This window comes from Tractidigestivibacter sp. (assembly GCF_050946515.1).
In the GTDB taxonomy this organism is placed as follows: domain Bacteria; phylum Actinomycetota; class Coriobacteriia; order Coriobacteriales; family Atopobiaceae; genus Tractidigestivibacter.
The window spans coordinates 1-15,210 of sequence record NZ_JBMNUX010000010.1 but is presented as its reverse complement, the minus strand read 5'-3'; the positions used below and the strand labels follow the sequence as shown (position 1 = coordinate 15,210).

Sequence of the window (15,210 nt, the reverse complement as noted above, 5' to 3'; positions counted from 1 at the left end):
CTTCCCATTATCGCGCGCATCGAGCGTGAAGACGACCAATCGCCTAGCGCGCGGCCGGATGGGGGCCAGCGAGAGCAAAGTCGATGCGGCCGCGAGCAATGTCAGTGCCTGTGACCTCAACGGCAACGCGGCGACCCAAGCGCCAAACCTGACCAGACTCCTCACCAGTCAGGGTCATGCGGGCCTCATCATAGCTAAACCACTCTGCCCCAAGCTCGCGCGTGGGCAATAGCCCTTCGGCGCAGGTGTCGTCCAGCATCACAAAGAGGCCGTAGCGCTCGCAGCCAACGACGATGCCCGAGAAGCTCTGCCCCACCTTGTCGGCATAGAGCTCGGCCATCTTGACGTCTTCGGAAGCCTGCGATGCCGCGTCTGCCACACGCTCCATATGTGAGCAGGTGGAGCACAGCTGCGGCAGCTGCTTGGCAACGAGCGTCTGCTCACGGTCGTTCAGCCGTCCCGCGAGAAGCGCCTTGAGAGCACGGTGCACGAGGATGTCAGGATAACGCCTAATGGGAGAGGTGAAGTGGCAGTAGGCACTTGCCCCCAGCGCATAATGCCCTTGGTTTTGGGGCAGGTAGACGGCACGCCTTTGGGCACGCAGCAAAAGCGCACTGGCGAGGTGCTCTCCGCTCGTTCCGCGGGCGCTCTCAAGTACGCCGCGAATGGCCGCGGGGTCTCCGGCTACAAGCGCGTCCCGCTGGGCCGTGGTCTTGATGAGCCCCAGCTCAGAGAGGGGCAGCACGGTCGAGCGCAAGTCGTCGGGAGAGGGGCGCTCGTGCACGCGGTACGCGCATGGCACCTCTCGGTCGGCAAGCATCTTAGCCACGCTCTCGTTGGCAAGGAGCATGGCCTCCTCCACCAAGCCGGTTGCCCGCGTACGCCGACGCACCGAAACGCCGGTGGGGCGCCCCTTCTCGTCGAGCGTCACCTTCGCCTCCACGGTATCAAAGTCAATGGCGCCGCGGTTGGATCGCACGCGCTCGCGCAGAGCGCGAATCTCGTCGAGAGCCACGAGCGAGGCCGTGACGTCCGCGCGGCAGCGTTCATCGCAGTTCAAGCTCGTGGCAGACGCCCCCTCGAGAAAGGCTTCGACTTCGTCGTAGTTAAGCCTGGCCGACGAGCGGATGGCGGAGGGCATAGCCTCTGCCGAGACAACCTCGCCAGCACCGTCCAGCACAATGCGCACGCTCATGGCCAGGCGATCCTCGCCCGGACGCAGCGAGCACACGTCGCACGAGAGCTTTTCGGGAAGCATGGGCAGCACGCGGTCGACGAGGTAGACCGAGCAGGTTCGCCGTTTGGCCTCGTTGTCGATGGGGGTGTCCCACGGCACGTAGTGGGTCACGTCAGCGATATGGACCCATAGCTCAAAGCCGTCGCTCTTCTCGCCAGAGAGCTTTTTCGCAAAGACCGCATCGTCGAAGTCGCGAGCATCGACGGGGTCAATCGTGACGCAGGGCTGAGAGCGGAGATCGCAGCGATGGCTGTTATCGGCAAGCTCTTTGGACACGTTCGCCTGAATCCCATCAGCCTGCTTGAGCACGGCTGGAGAGAATTCCGTCGCGAGGCCATAAGACGCAATGACTGACTCAATGTTGAGGTCAAGGTCATCGGAGGAGCCGAGCCTCTTGTCGATGCTCACGACCGCCGAGCTGCGTCTTGTCGGGTACTCGGCGATGCGCGCCACCACGACGTCTCCCACGCCCACTCCAAGCCGCGTCGGCGAGTCATCCTCAGGCACGACAAAAAAGTCACGACCGAGACGTGAGTCGAGCGGGACCACAACGCCCAGAGGACCAGCCACGTCGAAGCGGCCAACGAACGTGGTTACGGCACGCTGGAGAACTGACTGCACGACAGCGACCTTCTCCCCACCGTGAGCGGGGAAAACGTAGGCCTGCACCTCATCTCCGTTCATGGCCTCGTGGACGCCATTGCGCGAGACGCGAAAGGTCCCCTCTGCTGTTTCCACCACCGCGACGCCAGGGCGAGATATGCGCAGGGTGCCAGCGAGCACGGCGCGACGCTGCGACGACCCTTTGCCGCCCGAGCGCCTCTTGTTGCCTCTGTGCGGGCGCTTTCTGCCCATTTCGTCCCCCTTCTTTAGAGCGTTCGTTGCAGAAAAGGGGCGGCACGGCGATTGCCGTACCGCCCCTATTATCCAACTCTACAGGCTCAGGGTCGGCTAGACCTTGAGGTAGCGCCTCATGGCAATGGCGGAGCTGAGCATGCCGATCACAATGCCCAACAGAATCAAAAAGCCAAACAGCGCGTACTCGAACGTAGGCGCCACATAAAACGTCAGGAACTGGAGGCTGTTCGAAAGCCTAGGCAGGACGTAGCTCATGCCCGCAGCAAGAGCTATGACGGCCAGAATCGCTCCGATAAGGGCCTCAAGCGTGCCTTCCATCATAAACGGCCCTCGTATGAAGCTGTTTGATGCGCCGACGAGCCTCATGATGGCAATCTCGCGACGACGAGCGGAGATGGCCAGGCGAATCGTGTTATTGATGAAGACAAAGGCAACGAAGGTGAGCAGAACCACGAGCACGATGGCGACGATGCGAATGATGTTCGTAACGCTGAAGAGCTTCTCGACCGTGTCGCGACCATACTGCACGTCAGAGGAGGGGTCGTCTGGCGTATCGCAGACGCTCTGGAAGGTCTCGTCCTCAATCAAGCGCTGGGCGGTGGACTCAACCTGCGAAGAGTCATAGAGCTTGATCACGATAGACGCAGGAATGGGGTTCTCCCCATCAAGCGCGACCACGGCGTCTTCGGCGTTGCGCTGAGACATCGAGGAGCGGTACTGTTCAAGGTTCTCGTCCTTGCTGCGATACTCAACAGACTGGACGTTGTCCCAGCTCTTGATCTCTTCCTCAAGGGCCTCGACGGTGGCCTGATCGGCGTCATCGGACAAGAACGCCTGGATGGTGACCTTGTCCTCGACGGTGCCAACCATGTTGTTGACGACCTCGGAGGCAATCGCAAACACGCCGATGATGAACAGCGACAAGAAAATAGTGACGACGGCGCCGAGCACAGTCGACCAGTTGCGCTTGAAGTGATGGCCGCACTCGCGAAGAGAATAGGTGAAGTTAGAGGGCACCATAGTATCCGTAGCCTCCCCTCTCCTGGTCGCGGACCACGTGACCAGCCTCCAGCGCGATAACGCGCTTGCGCATGGAGTCGACCATCTCGCGGTCATGGGTAGCCATCACAACGGTGGTTCCCTCACGGTTGATTCGGTCCAGCAGCTTCATGATGCCCAGCGAGATGGCCGGGTCGAGGTTGCCGGTGGGCTCGTCGCAAATAAGAAGCGGCGGGCGGTTGACCATTGCGCGCGCCACAGAGACGCGCTGCTGCTCTCCGCCGGAGAGCTGGTCAGGATAGTTGTCCTGCTTCTCGGCAAGTCCGACAAGGCGTAGCACCTCAGGAACCTGGGCGCGGATGACGGCGCGAGGCTTGCCAATGCACTCGAGGGCAAACGCGACGTTTTCGTAGACAGTCTTGTCGGGGAGAAGCTTGAAGTCCTGATAGACGGTGCCAATCTGGCGACGCAGGTACGGGACCTTGCTGTTGCGCATCTTCGTGAGGTCCTGGCCGGCGACTAGAACCTGGCCGGAGGTTGCCTTGAGCTCGCGCGTTACAAGGCGAAGGAAGGACGACTTGCCGGAGCCAGAGTGACCGACGATAAAGACGAACTCGCCGGGATAGATGTCAACGCTCACGTTCTCCAGAGCGGGCTTGTTGGGCTGCGCGGGATAGATGAGCGTGACGTCCTTGAACTCGATGGTCGGCGTACCCGTATGCGGCGTTGTCGGAGCGGGCTCCTCGTTCTTCAGAGATTCGTAGACGCTTTGATAGGGACGGTCCTGGGTGGTATCGTCAGCAGGCTCTGACGCCGTGACAACGTGGACTTCCTCAAGGGGACGGTCCTCTTCTGTCGTTGTCTGATCAGTTGCCTGATCGTCTGGCGTAGTTAGCTGCTCGGCTGTGTCGCTAGGGGCGACTTCCACCTCAGGCACTTGCGTGGCATCCAGATTGGGAAGGTTGTTCTCGCCATCCGGCTGCCCACTGGTGCGAAAGTGGCTGGCCACTGGAACTCCTTTTCCGATTCAGTAGTGCGATTGAGTGCAGTTACTCGAATTATAGTAGCAAAGCCAGGCACCAGTTGACGAATGCCCACAATAAGGGAACATAAAGCTGACTATATCGAAATCACGCTACCAAGAGGGGCAGACCCGTAGTGGAGCCTGCCCCTCTTGCGTGCTGTCGCCCTTGGCGGTCGGCACCGCATGGGTACCGCAGCCCAAGCGCTTTTTCACTTAGCCTTGGACAAACGAACGAATCTGCTTGGCCACGCCTGCGCCATCAAGGCCGTACTTGGCAAGGAGCTCGAGCGCGGGACCAGACTCGCCGAAGACGTCGTTTACGCCCACGCGGCGAACCGGGGTGGGCTGCTTCTCGGCGAGCGCCTCGCACACCGCTCCGCCCAAGCCACCGATGATGGAATGCTCCTCGACGGTCACCACGCGACCCGTCTTTGCCGCGGACTGGCAGATGATGTCCGCGTCGAGCGGCTTGATCGTGTGGATGTCGATGACCTCGCAGGAGATGCCCTCTCCGGCAAGGGCGTCAGCGGCGTCGAGCGCAGCGGCTACCTCGATGCCGGTGGCAACTACGGTCACGTCGGAGCCCTCGCGCAGAAGGACGCCGCGGCCAAGCTCAAAGTGGTAGTCCGGGCGGTCGTTGATTACGGGGACGGCGAGGCGACCCAGCCTGACATAGAAGGGACCGTCGGTTTCGTAGGCCGCGCGAATGGCGGCGCAGGCCTCAACGTCGTCAGCGGGGCTCACCACGGTCATGCCAGGAATCGTGCGCATGAGGGCGATGTCCTCGCAGCACTGGTGCGTGGCGCCGTCCTCGCCCACCGAGATGCCGGCGTGCGTGGCGCAGACCTTTACATTGAGGTGAGGATAGCCGATGGAGTTCCTGACCTGCTCGAAGGCGCGCCCGGCGGCGAACATCGCGAAGCTGCTGGCAAAAACGGGGTGCCCCGTCGTGGCGATGCCGGCGGCAACGCCCATCATGTTGGCCTCAGCGATGCCACAGTCATAGAAGCGGTCTGGGCGAACCTTGGCGAACTTGCCGGTCCTCGTAGACGCCGCAAGGTCCGCGTCGAGCACCACGAAGTCGTCGTGGCCCTCCTCGGCAAGCGCAATCAGAGTCTTGCCATAGCTGTCGCGCGTGGCGACCTTCTTGACGTCGCTCACAGGGCCTCACCCGCCTTCCCGAGCTCGGCCATGGCCTGCTCGTACTGCTCGTCGTTGGGGGCCTTGCCGTGCCAGCCCACCTGGTTCTCCATGAACGAGACGCCCTTGCCCTTCACCGTCTCGCAGACGATCGCGGTCGGGGCGCCCTTGGTGGCGCGCGCCTCGGCGAAGGCGGCGCGCAGCTGGGCGAAGTCGTGGCCGTCGGCGACCTCAACCACGTGGAACTTGAAGGCGCGGAACTTGTCCGCGATGGGCATCGCCGAGTTGACCTCCTCGATGGGGCCGTCTATCTGCAGGCCGTTGTGGTCGACGACGACGCAGAGGTTGTCGAGGGCGCGGTTGCCGGCGAGCATCGCCGCCTCCCAGACCTCGCCCTCCTCGCACTCTCCGTCGCCGAGCAGGGCGTAGGTGCGCCAGGCGTCGCCGAACGTCTTCGCCGAGAGCGCCATGCCCACCGCGGCGGAGACGCCCTGCCCGAGCGAGCCGGTGCTCATGTCCACGCCCGGGGTGTCCCTCATGTTGGGGTGGCCCTGCAGGCGGCTCCCGACGTGGCGGAGCGTCTCCAGCTCGCCTTTGGGGAAGTAGCCGCGCTCGGCGAGAACCGCGTAGAGCGCGGGGGCCGCATGGCCCTTCGAGAGCACGAGGCGGTCGCGGTCTGCCTTCCTGGGGTGCGCGGGGTCGACGTCCATCTCCTCGAAGTACAGGTAGGTGAGGATGTCGGCCGCGCCGAGCGAGCCGCCCGGGTGGCCGGACTTGGCCGCGTGGACTGCGGTGACGACGCCCTTGCGGACCTCGTTGGCAATCCTCTTGAGCTCTTCGTCGGTCATTCCTACTCCTTTCCGGTGACCTTGGCCCAGTCCTTGGCGAAGCCCTCCAGGCCGCGGTCGGTCAGCGGGTGGTGCACGCACTTCTTCAGCGCGGCGAAGGGCACGGTGGCGATGTCGGCGCCCATGAGGGCCGCCTCGGTCACGTGATGCGGGCTGCGCACGGAGGCGGTGATGATCTCGGGGCCGCCCTCCTCGTCCCAATAGCCGTAGCTGTAGTTCTTCACGGCGGTCACGATGGTGTCGAGCTGGTCAAGGCCGTCGTCGGCAATGTCATCGTAGCGGCCGACGAAGGGGCTGATGTAGCGGGCTCCGGCGCGCGCCGCGAGAAGGGCCTGAGGGGCAGAGAAGACGAGGGTCATGTTGACCTTGATGCCCTCGGAGACGAGCTTGTGCGTGGCGGGAAGCGAAGCCTCGCAAATCGGGAGCTTCACGACGATGTTGGGGGCCAAAGACGCCAGGCGCTCGCCCTCGGCGATCATGCCCTCGGTGGTCTCGGCGGTCGACTCTGCGGAGACGGGAACGTCGGGGCCGACGATCTGGCAGATCTTGACCATGTGGGGCTCGAAGTCGGCGAGCTTGCCGCCCGTGCGAGCGTACAGGCTCGGGTTGGTGGTGACTCCCGACAGGATGCCCCAGCTCTGCGCCTCTCTGATTTCGTCCAAGTCAGCCGTGTCGATGAAGAACTTCATGTGCGCTCCTTCTGTTGAGGACCTTTTCACGTGCTTCTTCTCATGGTACGAGCCAAACGGAGTGTTCGGCGACAATAAATCTTGTTGTGACAAGAACGAGCCGCCAGCGGCAGATAAGTGATGGTTTTGTGTATAAGAGCAGGAATAAAACGTATTATCTAGCTGTCAATCCGCTTGAATCCCTCGCCAAAGGCCTCGTGGATTTCGGAAATGACCACGATTGCGTCTGGATCCTCCTCTGCGACGATGTCCTTTAGCTGCGCGGTCTCGGAACGCCCAAGGACGCAGAAGAGCACCGGCCGACGCTCTCCGCTCCACATGCCCTTCGCCTCAAACTCTGTGCAGCCACGGTCAAGCTCACGCATGATCTTGCGAGCGATTTCTTCGTGATGCGTCGAGATGACGTAGGCGGCGCGCTGAGTGCTGGGGCCGTCCACCACCGCGTCTAGGACCCTGCCCGAAATGTAGAGAGCCACAGTTGCGTAGAGAGCCTGTTCAATCGAGAAGACGCAGATGGACGCAGCGATGATGCAGGCATCGACGGCAATCATCGAGGATCCCATGGGGATTCCCGTTTTTCTCGCGATGAACTGGGCAATGATGTCTGTGCCACCCGTGTTTCCGCCAACGCGAAACACCAGCCCCAAGCCAAACCCTGTCACGACCCCGCCCCACAGGCAGCAAAGCAGAAGATCGTTCTCGCCAATGGGTGGCAGAACGGGCTCGAGAGCGTCAACGGCGAAACCCAAGACGATGATTCCGAGCAGGGTCTTTGCCGCATAGCGCTTGTCGCCCGTTCTGATTACGGGTATCAGCAGAAGGACGTTCATTACGATCGTTTGTATGCCGACGGGAAGGTCAATGCCAAAGAGCAGCCCAACCTCGCGAATTACCATGGCAAGACCCGTCACGCCACCCGCGGCAAGACCGGTTCTTGCCTCGAAGACGTCAAAGCCCACGGCAAAGATGATGCAGCCAAGCACGATCATCGCCCCGTCGCGAGCCGCTCGAACCCAACGCGGGGCAATTCTCATGATTGCGCTCCTCCTCCAACCGCCCAGCGATGGTACCCCGTGATGAACTTGTCGAGGTCGCCATCGGAAAGCACGGAGTCGACATTGCTCGTCTCGATGCCCGTGCGCAGATCCTTTACAAGCTGGTAGGGATACAGGACGTAGCTTCTGATCTGGTTCCCGAAGCCAATCTCGTGCTTTGGGCCGCGCAGCTCATCGAGCTCCGCCTCACGCTTGGCAAGCTCCTGCTCGTACAGGCGGCTGCGCAAGATCTTCATCGCGAAAGCCTTGTTCTGGAGTTGGCTGCGCTCGTTTTGGCAGGTGACAACCGTTCCCGTAGGAATGTGGGTGATGCGCACGGCAGAGTCTGTGGTGTTGACGCCCTGCCCGCCATGGCCGGTTGAATGGTAGACGTCAATGCGCAAATCCTTGGGATCAATGTTGACCTCGACCTCGTCTGGAAGCACGGGCAAGACCTCGACGCCGGCGAAGCTCGTCTGGCGGCGCTTCTTCTCGTCGGTGGGCGAGATACGCACCAGGCGATGCACCCCTTGCTCGGCGCGGAGCATCCCGTAGGCGTTCTTGCCGCTGACGGTGAAAGTAGCGCGATCGATGCCGATGACCTCGGCGACTGGCGCGTCGTTGACGGTAACCGACCAGCCGCGACGATCGCAGTAGCGCAGATACATATGAAAGAGCATGTCGGCCCAGTCCTGAGCCTCAAGGCCGCCCTGACCGGGCGTCACGGTAACGATGGCGTCGCCATGGTCAAGGTCATCGGTAAACCAGCTGGACAGCTCGAGCTCAGAGAGGTCGTGCTCGAGAGAGGCTGCAAGGTCGGCAGACTCGGAAAGAAGGTCTTCGTCTGCGGTCTCGGTGCCAAGCTCATAGGCGGCGCGGGCGTCATCAAGCTTCGAGCGCGCGGCGTCGACGCCGTTCACGTCGTCCTTAACCGAAGCGAGCTTGGCCATTGTGGCCTTGGCCGCTTCGGCATCGTCCCAAAAGCCCGGGGCCGCGCTCTTCTCCTCAAGCTCCGCTACCGTTCCGCGCTTTTCCTCGACATGCAAATATCCCTCTACTTCGGCGAGCCTTTTCCCAAGCCCGTCGAGCGTTGACTCGTCAATGTCTGCCATGGCTACCGGTTCCTGCCGTGGCAGTTCTTGAACTTCTTTCCGCTACCGCAAGGGCAGGGATCGTTGCGTCCCACGCCCACAAACGGGTCAGGGTCGTCGGCCTTACGATACGTGCGCGGCTTCGAAGCGCCGGGATTATTGCCCTGAGGCGACTCCTGGGAGCGACCAGCGCCACGACGCGGCGCCTGCGGCCTTCGGCCTCCCTGGTCGCCGTCGACCTCGGCAGGCCCCGAATAGCGAGCGCCCTTGAGCTCTGCCGCCAAGTCGGCATCCTCGTCTTTAGGGGTCTTGGGGTTCTCTGCTGCGGGCTTTACGGCAATCTCGATGCGCAGAATCGTACGGAGGAAGTCCTCATACATCGTGTTGACTAGCTCGGTGAATGCGGCATAAGCCTCGGTCTTGTACTCGGCGAGCGGGTCGCGCTGGCCATAGCCACGCAGACCAATGCCAGTCTTGAGGTAGTCCATCTCCTGCAGGTACGACATCCAACGCGTATCGATGACTCGAAGCATGACCTGCGTCGAGAGCTCCTTCATGACCCTGTCGGTCAGACGCTCAGCCTTCTCGTTGTAGCAGCGCATGACGTATTCGTCGGCCTTGTCGACGATTTCGTCCTGCTCATCGTCCACGCTGAACTCGGGGGCGTCCTTGCGACCGGTAAGGTCACGCAGCCACTTTGTAAGGTCCTCGAGTGCCCACTGCTCGTGATCGTCAATCTCGGGGGAGCAATACTCATCCGCCTTACGCTGGATGGTCTCGCGAGTGACCTCCTCGATGTGGCTCATGAGGTCCTTGCCATCCAGAATCTTGTTGCGCTCCTCATAGATGACCTGGCGCTGCTTGTTCATGACATCGTCGTAGTCAAGGACGTTCTTACGCATGGCGAAGTTGACTTCCTCGACCTTGAGCTGGGCGCCCTCGACGGCACGCGTAACGATCTTTGCCTGGATGGGCATGTCAGCAGGCATGTCGTAATGCTTCATGAGCTCGGCGATCTTATCCATCCTGTCACCGCCGAACAGGCGCATGAGGTCATCCTCAAGCGAGAGGTAAAACTGCGTCTCGCCGGGATCGCCCTGACGACCAGAGCGGCCACGCAGCTGATTGTCGATACGACGGCTCTCATGGCGCTCGGTGCCGATGACGGCAAGACCGCCGGCGGCAATCACATGCTCGCGCTCCCTCTCGCAGATGGCCTTGGCCTTGTCGAGCGCGGCCTTCTTCTGCTCCTCGGTGGGCAGCAGCGGCTCCTCCCCCTCTTTCGCAGGAGCATAGAAGCCTTGCTCGCGAAGCATGTCCTCTGCCATGACTTCGGGGTTGCCACCCAGAAGGATATCCGTACCACGGCCTGCCATGTTCGTAGCGATGGTGACGGCGCCCTCGCGACCGGCTTGCGCGACAATCTGTGCCTCCCGCTCATGGTACTTGGCGTTGAGCACGTTGTGCTTGATGCCGCGCTTATCCAGGATACGAGAGAGTCGCTCGGAGTTCTCAATCGAGACGGTGCCCACAAGGCAAGGCTGACCCTTCGCATGACGGCGCTCGACGTCATCTGCGACGGCCTTGAACTTGTAGTCGATGGTGCGGTACACGAGGTCGTCGTGATCCACACGGATAACGGGCTTGTTAGGAGGAATGACCTGAACGGGAATGTGGTAGACCTCGCGGAACTCCGCGTCCTCGGTCAGGGCGGTGCCGGTCATGCCGGCGAGCTTGTCATACATCAAGAAGTAGTTCTGAAGCGTGATGGTTGCGAGCGTCTGATTCTCCTCGCGAATCTGCACGCCTTCTTTGGCCTCTATTGCCTGGTGCAGACCCTCGGAGTAACGCCTGCCCTCCATGATTCGACCTGTGAACTCGTCGACGATCTTGACTTCCCCATCCACGACCACATACTGCTGGTCACGGTGGAACATGTACTCGGCCTTCAGCGCCTGCTGGAGATGGTTCACAAGCTGTCCAGACGGGTCGGAATAGATGTCATCGATTCCCAGCTTATGCTCAATTTTCACAAGACCGGTGTCGGTGGCAGCAATCGTGTGCTTGGCCTCGTCCATCTCGAAATCGACATCGGGGGTCAGACCGCGCACCGCGCGAGCGAAGTCCTTGTAGGTGCTCGCGGACTTGGTGCCAGCGCCAGAGATGATCAGCGGCGTCCTGGCCTCGTCGATAAGAATAGAGTCGACCTCGTCGACTATGGCATAGTTGTGACCACGCTGCACACGCAGATTCGGGCGTGTAACCATATTGTCGCGCAGATAGTCAAATCCGAACTCGGAGTTCGTGCCATACGTGATATCAGCCTGGTAGGCAGGCTTCTTGAGGTTCAGGCGCATGCCATTCTGAAGAAGACCGACGGAAAGCCCCATGAAGCGATAGATCTGACCCATCCACTCCGAGTCGCGCTTTGCGAGGTAGTCATTCACCGTAACAATGTGGACGCCCTTGCCCGGAATTGCGTTCAGATACGCAGCGAGCGTTGCAACGAGCGTCTTGCCTTCGCCGGTCTTCATCTCGGCGATGGTGCCACGATGCAGCGCGATACCGCCAATGATCTGGACATCAAAATGGCGCATGCCCGTCGTGCGGAGAGAAGCCTCCCTGACGGCGGCGAAAGCCTCAGGAAGAAGGTCATCAAGCGTCTCGCCATTGGCGTAACGCTCGCGGAACTCCGGCGTCATCGCCTTGAGCTCCTCGTCGCTCATCGCGTGGAATCGGGGCTCGAGCTCATTTACATGATTTGTGATCTTCTCGTATTCCTTGAGCTCCTTGTTAGAGCCTATGGAGAGAAGCTTAGAGAGAAAGTTCGGCATACCCATCCTCAGTGACCTTACGGCACGAAAGGGCCGTACATATATATCCTTTTTCACTTTACCCGTAGAAGGGGAGTCGCCTTCGCCACAGCCAGCGTCTCACAAAAAGCACCGGGAATATTCCTAGACGCTATTCGTTCGTCGGGCTCTCCTGTGAGTTCTCGCCCTGCCTTGCCGCATCGGGCTCGCCTGGCTTCAGCGGCTCGGGGCCGTCTGGCTGCTGGAAGATTCTTGGCTTTCGCCCCACTGATGGCTTCTGAAGCTCCAAGCTGCGGAGCGCATAACGATGATAGCGCTGTTCTGCCTCGTAGCCCCTGCCGCTTGCTTTGAGTGCATTCACCAGCGCCATGATGGCGTCCTCTCGATACTCGTCCACCGAAGTGGCGCTGTCTGCGAGCCTAGCGGCAACTCGATTGCGACCAAGCCTTGTGGCCGCCTCAGCCCCTGCGACCATCACGTCTGCATAAAGGCTGCGAAGCTCCTCTCGACGCGCCGCGACATAGCCTGAAGCGTCAACCGACGGAACAAAAAGATCGCCCGAATAGAGGTCTTCGGCCGTACGCGCGAGCTCCATCGTTCGCTCGTCATTGCCCTCTGCATCGAGCGCGTTTCTCGCCACGCGCTCAAAAAGCCAGACATCGCAGCCCACAACGTCGGAGCTAAGGGCAATGCGCCGCTCTTGCTTGCTCGACAGGAAGACCTCTACATCAGTCGATACGCTCTCTATTGCCAAGCGAATCGCATGAGTTGCCTGGTACACTCTCGAGCGCGAGGAATCGTAATCCTTGTTGGGCCAAAGTTGGTCCATCACCGAATACCTCGTGGCACCCATAGCCGGCTGCACCGCAAGGTACACCAGAAGCGAGCGCGCAGAGCGACGATCAAGAAGGCGGCTGTCGATTGGCTGCCCATCAACGAGCAGCTCGAATCCTCCAAGGAGGTTGAGCTGAACGGGCCTTTCGGCGTCACGGGAGAATCCAGGCAGATAGAGCACCTTTTCTGCGCTCTCAACGCTGACTGACCTTATTCCAAGAGCGCTGGTCCCGCTCTCGTCCTGCCCTCGATTCCCCCTCTTCTCGGGCATGCGCTTTTTCGGGGCGGCATCCAGGCTCCCCTCGTCAAGCTTTGCCGCCCGCCTCCAGTGCGACGGCAAAGCCTCAAGAAATCTCTGCGAGAAATAGCCCCTGCCCCGAGCAAGAATCCTCAACAGCCACACCTCATCGAGAGGAACAGGCTCGTTCGAAAAGTCGAGCATCGTCGTTGTGCCGTCGCTCTGCGCAAGTATGCATGAGGAAAAATCCGCCACGCTCTTGAGCCCCCGCGGAGGCTCTCCTTCAAAGGACAGCGAATCGAGGGAGCGGTCAGAAAGCAGAACGCCCACAATAGCATCGATGAGCTGGGTCACTTGTGAAATGTATTGCAGGCCGGAGCGTGAGGAAAAGGCTGCGATTGAGGGAGCCCTGTTCTCCACTCGCGCGTATTCGCCCTGGGAGAAGTCCACAAGAAGCCCCAGGGTCATCGCCGCAGCGCGAATGAGGAGGTTTCCGCTTTGCTCTCCCCCAAGTGCGACGCTCTCAATAAGCGCCACATCCGGAGTGCCCTTCAGCGCTCCGGAAAAGGCTTCAAACAACAGCAGCGTCTTGTTAATTCCTTTGTATTGGGCACTCGCCAGAAACTTCCTGTCCCTTTCTGACAAGCCGCATCCGTCTCCCTCGTAGTCACCCATTAGCAAGCGCGCAAAGTCGCAGTCAAACCGCAGGAGCACGTCGCACAGCGATGGCTCCACCTCTTCGGTCGCATAGGGAAGAGCTAGTCGATACGCATCGGAAATTCGCCCGTCGCGAAGAAGGGCAACAGCGTCAATGTGCACCGCCAGCTCTTCAGAGATGCGGTCGGCCGATCGGGCCCTTTCGGAGACATCGAGCTTCCCTCCGCGCAATGCGAGTCTGCAATCATCGAGAAGCTCGCAATGGGAGCCATAGCTGCTCTCGGAATCAGCCGTTCGCGCATTGTTGTGACCACGCCAGCTGGTGTCCCCAAGCGCTTCCAAAGAATCGGCGACAAGAGATGCGTCGCTTGGGCTAATTGCGCCGGAGGCCAGGTCGATGCTCAAAGCATACTTTACGAGAGGCGCTTCTCCTACGTTGATGAACTGAAAGGCATATTCAGCAGCAAGATCAAGCGCATCAGTTGATTTGTAGAGGGAAACGACGATTGCCGCTCGCTTATAATCTCCACGCCATGCGAGAAGTTGCGCCGAAGCCTCAAATACGTCCCCGAAGTCATGGGTCAGCGGAACAATGGCGTTGGCGCAAGAGGCAAAGACCTGATTATCAGAGATGCCCACGCATTGGAAAGTCCTGCTTGTCCTTGATGCTCCAAAAAATGGGTCATCGAAGCACAAGTCAAGGTCTTCTTGGTCCGGACTGCGAACGACATCGGCAACATCGCTCAGTCGACCAGACCCCAGCAATATCATGCCAAGGCGCGCCTCAACCTCACGATCAAGCAAGGTGCGGCGAAGAGACGTGACCACTAAATGAGCGACCGCATCGCTATATGAGGTGCCAACAGAGACGAGGCTGCCAGCTCCATGGCAAAGCGCGACGTCCCCAAGACCCAAAACCGGCTTTACAAGTGAGGGGATACCACCCGAAAGTTCGCGCAACGCATAGCGCGGATCGCTCGGAGAGAGGGCCAAAATCCTAGGATCCAAAAGGTCGTTTGAGTTCAAAAAGATAGCTGACCCGAGAGCGTCAGCAAGCTGTATAGCCTCAGGAAGAAGGGTTACGAGAATCTTGCAGCCACTCTCAACCATGCGGTGAATTGCATTGACCTCACGCTCGACAGCGCACTCATCAGCAGGCGGAACATACTGAAGGGTAACGAAGACCTCTCTTCCAGCAGAAGACTCTATTGAAAAATCTCTGGCGGCGCGAACGACCTTCCGCGCAGCGGCATCAGGCGAAAGACCATCGAACTTGACGTTGTGGCAGCAGGCAAGCCGTTGGTGACCAACAGTGCTGAAATAGAGAAGCGCATCAGCCGCACCCATACAAGGCTCTGCGCATATCACGAGGAGCCTATAGGGAGAGGCAGGAGAAAGAAAGGCCTCGAGTTGTCGCGGTATGCAACTATACCGTCGAGAAGACCCAGAAATGTCCGGATTTGTTGATGAAACTGCAGCGGAAGACATAGCGACCCCCTTATCAGTCGTCAAAGGTCAAAACGACCGACCGGGGGATATCGGCCACCAAATAACTCTTGGTGGAGGAACCATAACTCCGCATGCAAGAAAGCGGAACGAAAAAGTCTAAAAAAGGTTGAGAAGTGATATGGCTGCCCAAATTCAGACACGTTTGAAGCCGAGCTAACGAAAGCCCTAGGATGTGCCGAAAGGCACGGAAGGGCTATTGCCATGAGCAAGACGACGAGAAGGAAGTACGACCCCAAGTT

Annotated in this window: 10 protein-coding genes; all 10 read right to left on the bottom strand. The window is 60.2% G+C overall.

From position 1 onward, the window contains the following. Positions 1 to 43 precede the first annotated feature (43 nt). Positions 44 to 2,092, bottom strand: a complete 2,049-nt coding sequence (gene rnr, locus ACOYJL_RS07115; protein ID WP_433569527.1) for a ribonuclease R — start codon at positions 2,090 to 2,092, stop codon at positions 44 to 46. Between the two features lie 96 nt (positions 2,093 to 2,188). After that, on the bottom strand, positions 2,189 to 3,115 hold the full coding sequence (gene ftsX / locus ACOYJL_RS07110) for a permease-like cell division protein FtsX (RefSeq protein ID WP_433569526.1): 927 nt from the start codon (positions 3,113 to 3,115) through the stop codon (positions 2,189 to 2,191). Beyond that, positions 3,102 to 4,103 carry a cell division ATP-binding protein FtsE gene (ftsE, locus tag ACOYJL_RS07105; protein ID WP_433569525.1) on the bottom strand — a complete coding sequence of 334 codons (1,002 nt, stop codon included), beginning with the start codon at positions 4,101 to 4,103 and terminating at the stop codon, positions 3,102 to 3,104. Before ftsE ends, ftsX begins: the two co-directional genes overlap by 14 nt. Positions 4,104 to 4,331: 228 nt before the next feature. Further along, positions 4,332 to 5,279, bottom strand: a complete 948-nt coding sequence (locus tag ACOYJL_RS07100; protein WP_433569524.1) for a transketolase family protein — start codon at positions 5,277 to 5,279, stop codon at positions 4,332 to 4,334. Continuing rightward, positions 5,276 to 6,106, bottom strand: a complete 831-nt coding sequence (locus ACOYJL_RS07095) for a transketolase (RefSeq protein ID WP_433569523.1) — start codon at positions 6,104 to 6,106, stop codon at positions 5,276 to 5,278. Before ACOYJL_RS07095 ends, ACOYJL_RS07100 begins: the two co-directional genes overlap by 4 nt. 2 nt (positions 6,107 to 6,108) lie before the next feature. After that, positions 6,109 to 6,795 carry a transaldolase family protein gene (locus ACOYJL_RS07090; RefSeq protein ID WP_433569522.1) on the bottom strand — a complete coding sequence of 229 codons (687 nt, stop codon included), beginning with the start codon at positions 6,793 to 6,795 and terminating at the stop codon, positions 6,109 to 6,111. 158 nt (positions 6,796 to 6,953) lie between these two features. Further along, a complete protein-coding gene (locus ACOYJL_RS07085; RefSeq protein ID WP_433569521.1) occupies positions 6,954 to 7,829 on the bottom strand; it encodes a YitT family protein in 876 nt (291 codons plus the stop codon). After that, positions 7,826 to 8,941: a peptide chain release factor 2 gene (gene prfB / locus ACOYJL_RS07080; RefSeq protein ID WP_433569520.1), complete on the bottom strand. Its 1,116-nt coding sequence runs from the start codon at positions 8,939 to 8,941 to the stop codon at positions 7,826 to 7,828. Before prfB ends, ACOYJL_RS07085 begins: the two co-directional genes overlap by 4 nt. Before the next feature lie 2 nt (positions 8,942 to 8,943). Next, positions 8,944 to 11,754 carry a preprotein translocase subunit SecA gene (gene secA / locus ACOYJL_RS07075; RefSeq protein ID WP_433569519.1) on the bottom strand — a complete coding sequence of 937 codons (2,811 nt, stop codon included), beginning with the start codon at positions 11,752 to 11,754 and terminating at the stop codon, positions 8,944 to 8,946. Positions 11,755 to 11,884: 130 nt separating this feature from the next. Further along, positions 11,885 to 14,809, bottom strand: a complete 2,925-nt coding sequence (locus ACOYJL_RS07070; RefSeq protein WP_433569518.1) for an AfsR/SARP family transcriptional regulator — start codon at positions 14,807 to 14,809, stop codon at positions 11,885 to 11,887. Between the last annotated feature and the right edge of the window lie 401 nt (positions 14,810 to 15,210).

Excerpts from the sequence above, each read along its gene's own strand:
- ACOYJL_RS07095 (WP_433569523.1), bottom strand. The coding sequence starts at position 6,106 with ATGACCGACGAAGAGCTCAAGAGGATTGCCAACGAGGTCCGCAAGGGC.
- ftsX (WP_433569526.1), bottom strand. The coding sequence starts at position 3,115 with ATGGTGCCCTCTAACTTCACCTATTCTCTTCGCGAGTGCGGCCATCAC.
- prfB (WP_433569520.1), bottom strand. The coding sequence starts at position 8,941 with ATGGCAGACATTGACGAGTCAACGCTCGACGGGCTTGGGAAAAGGCTC.
- ACOYJL_RS07090 (WP_433569522.1), bottom strand. The coding sequence starts at position 6,795 with ATGAAGTTCTTCATCGACACGGCTGACTTGGACGAAATCAGAGAGGCG.
- secA (WP_433569519.1), bottom strand. The coding sequence starts at position 11,754 with ATGCCGAACTTTCTCTCTAAGCTTCTCTCCATAGGCTCTAACAAGGAG.
- rnr (WP_433569527.1), bottom strand. The coding sequence starts at position 2,092 with ATGGGCAGAAAGCGCCCGCACAGAGGCAACAAGAGGCGCTCGGGCGGC.
- ACOYJL_RS07070 (WP_433569518.1), bottom strand. The coding sequence starts at position 14,809 with ATGGGTGCGGCTGATGCGCTTCTCTATTTCAGCACTGTTGGTCACCAA.
- ACOYJL_RS07085 (WP_433569521.1), bottom strand. The coding sequence starts at position 7,829 with ATGAGAATTGCCCCGCGTTGGGTTCGAGCGGCTCGCGACGGGGCGATG.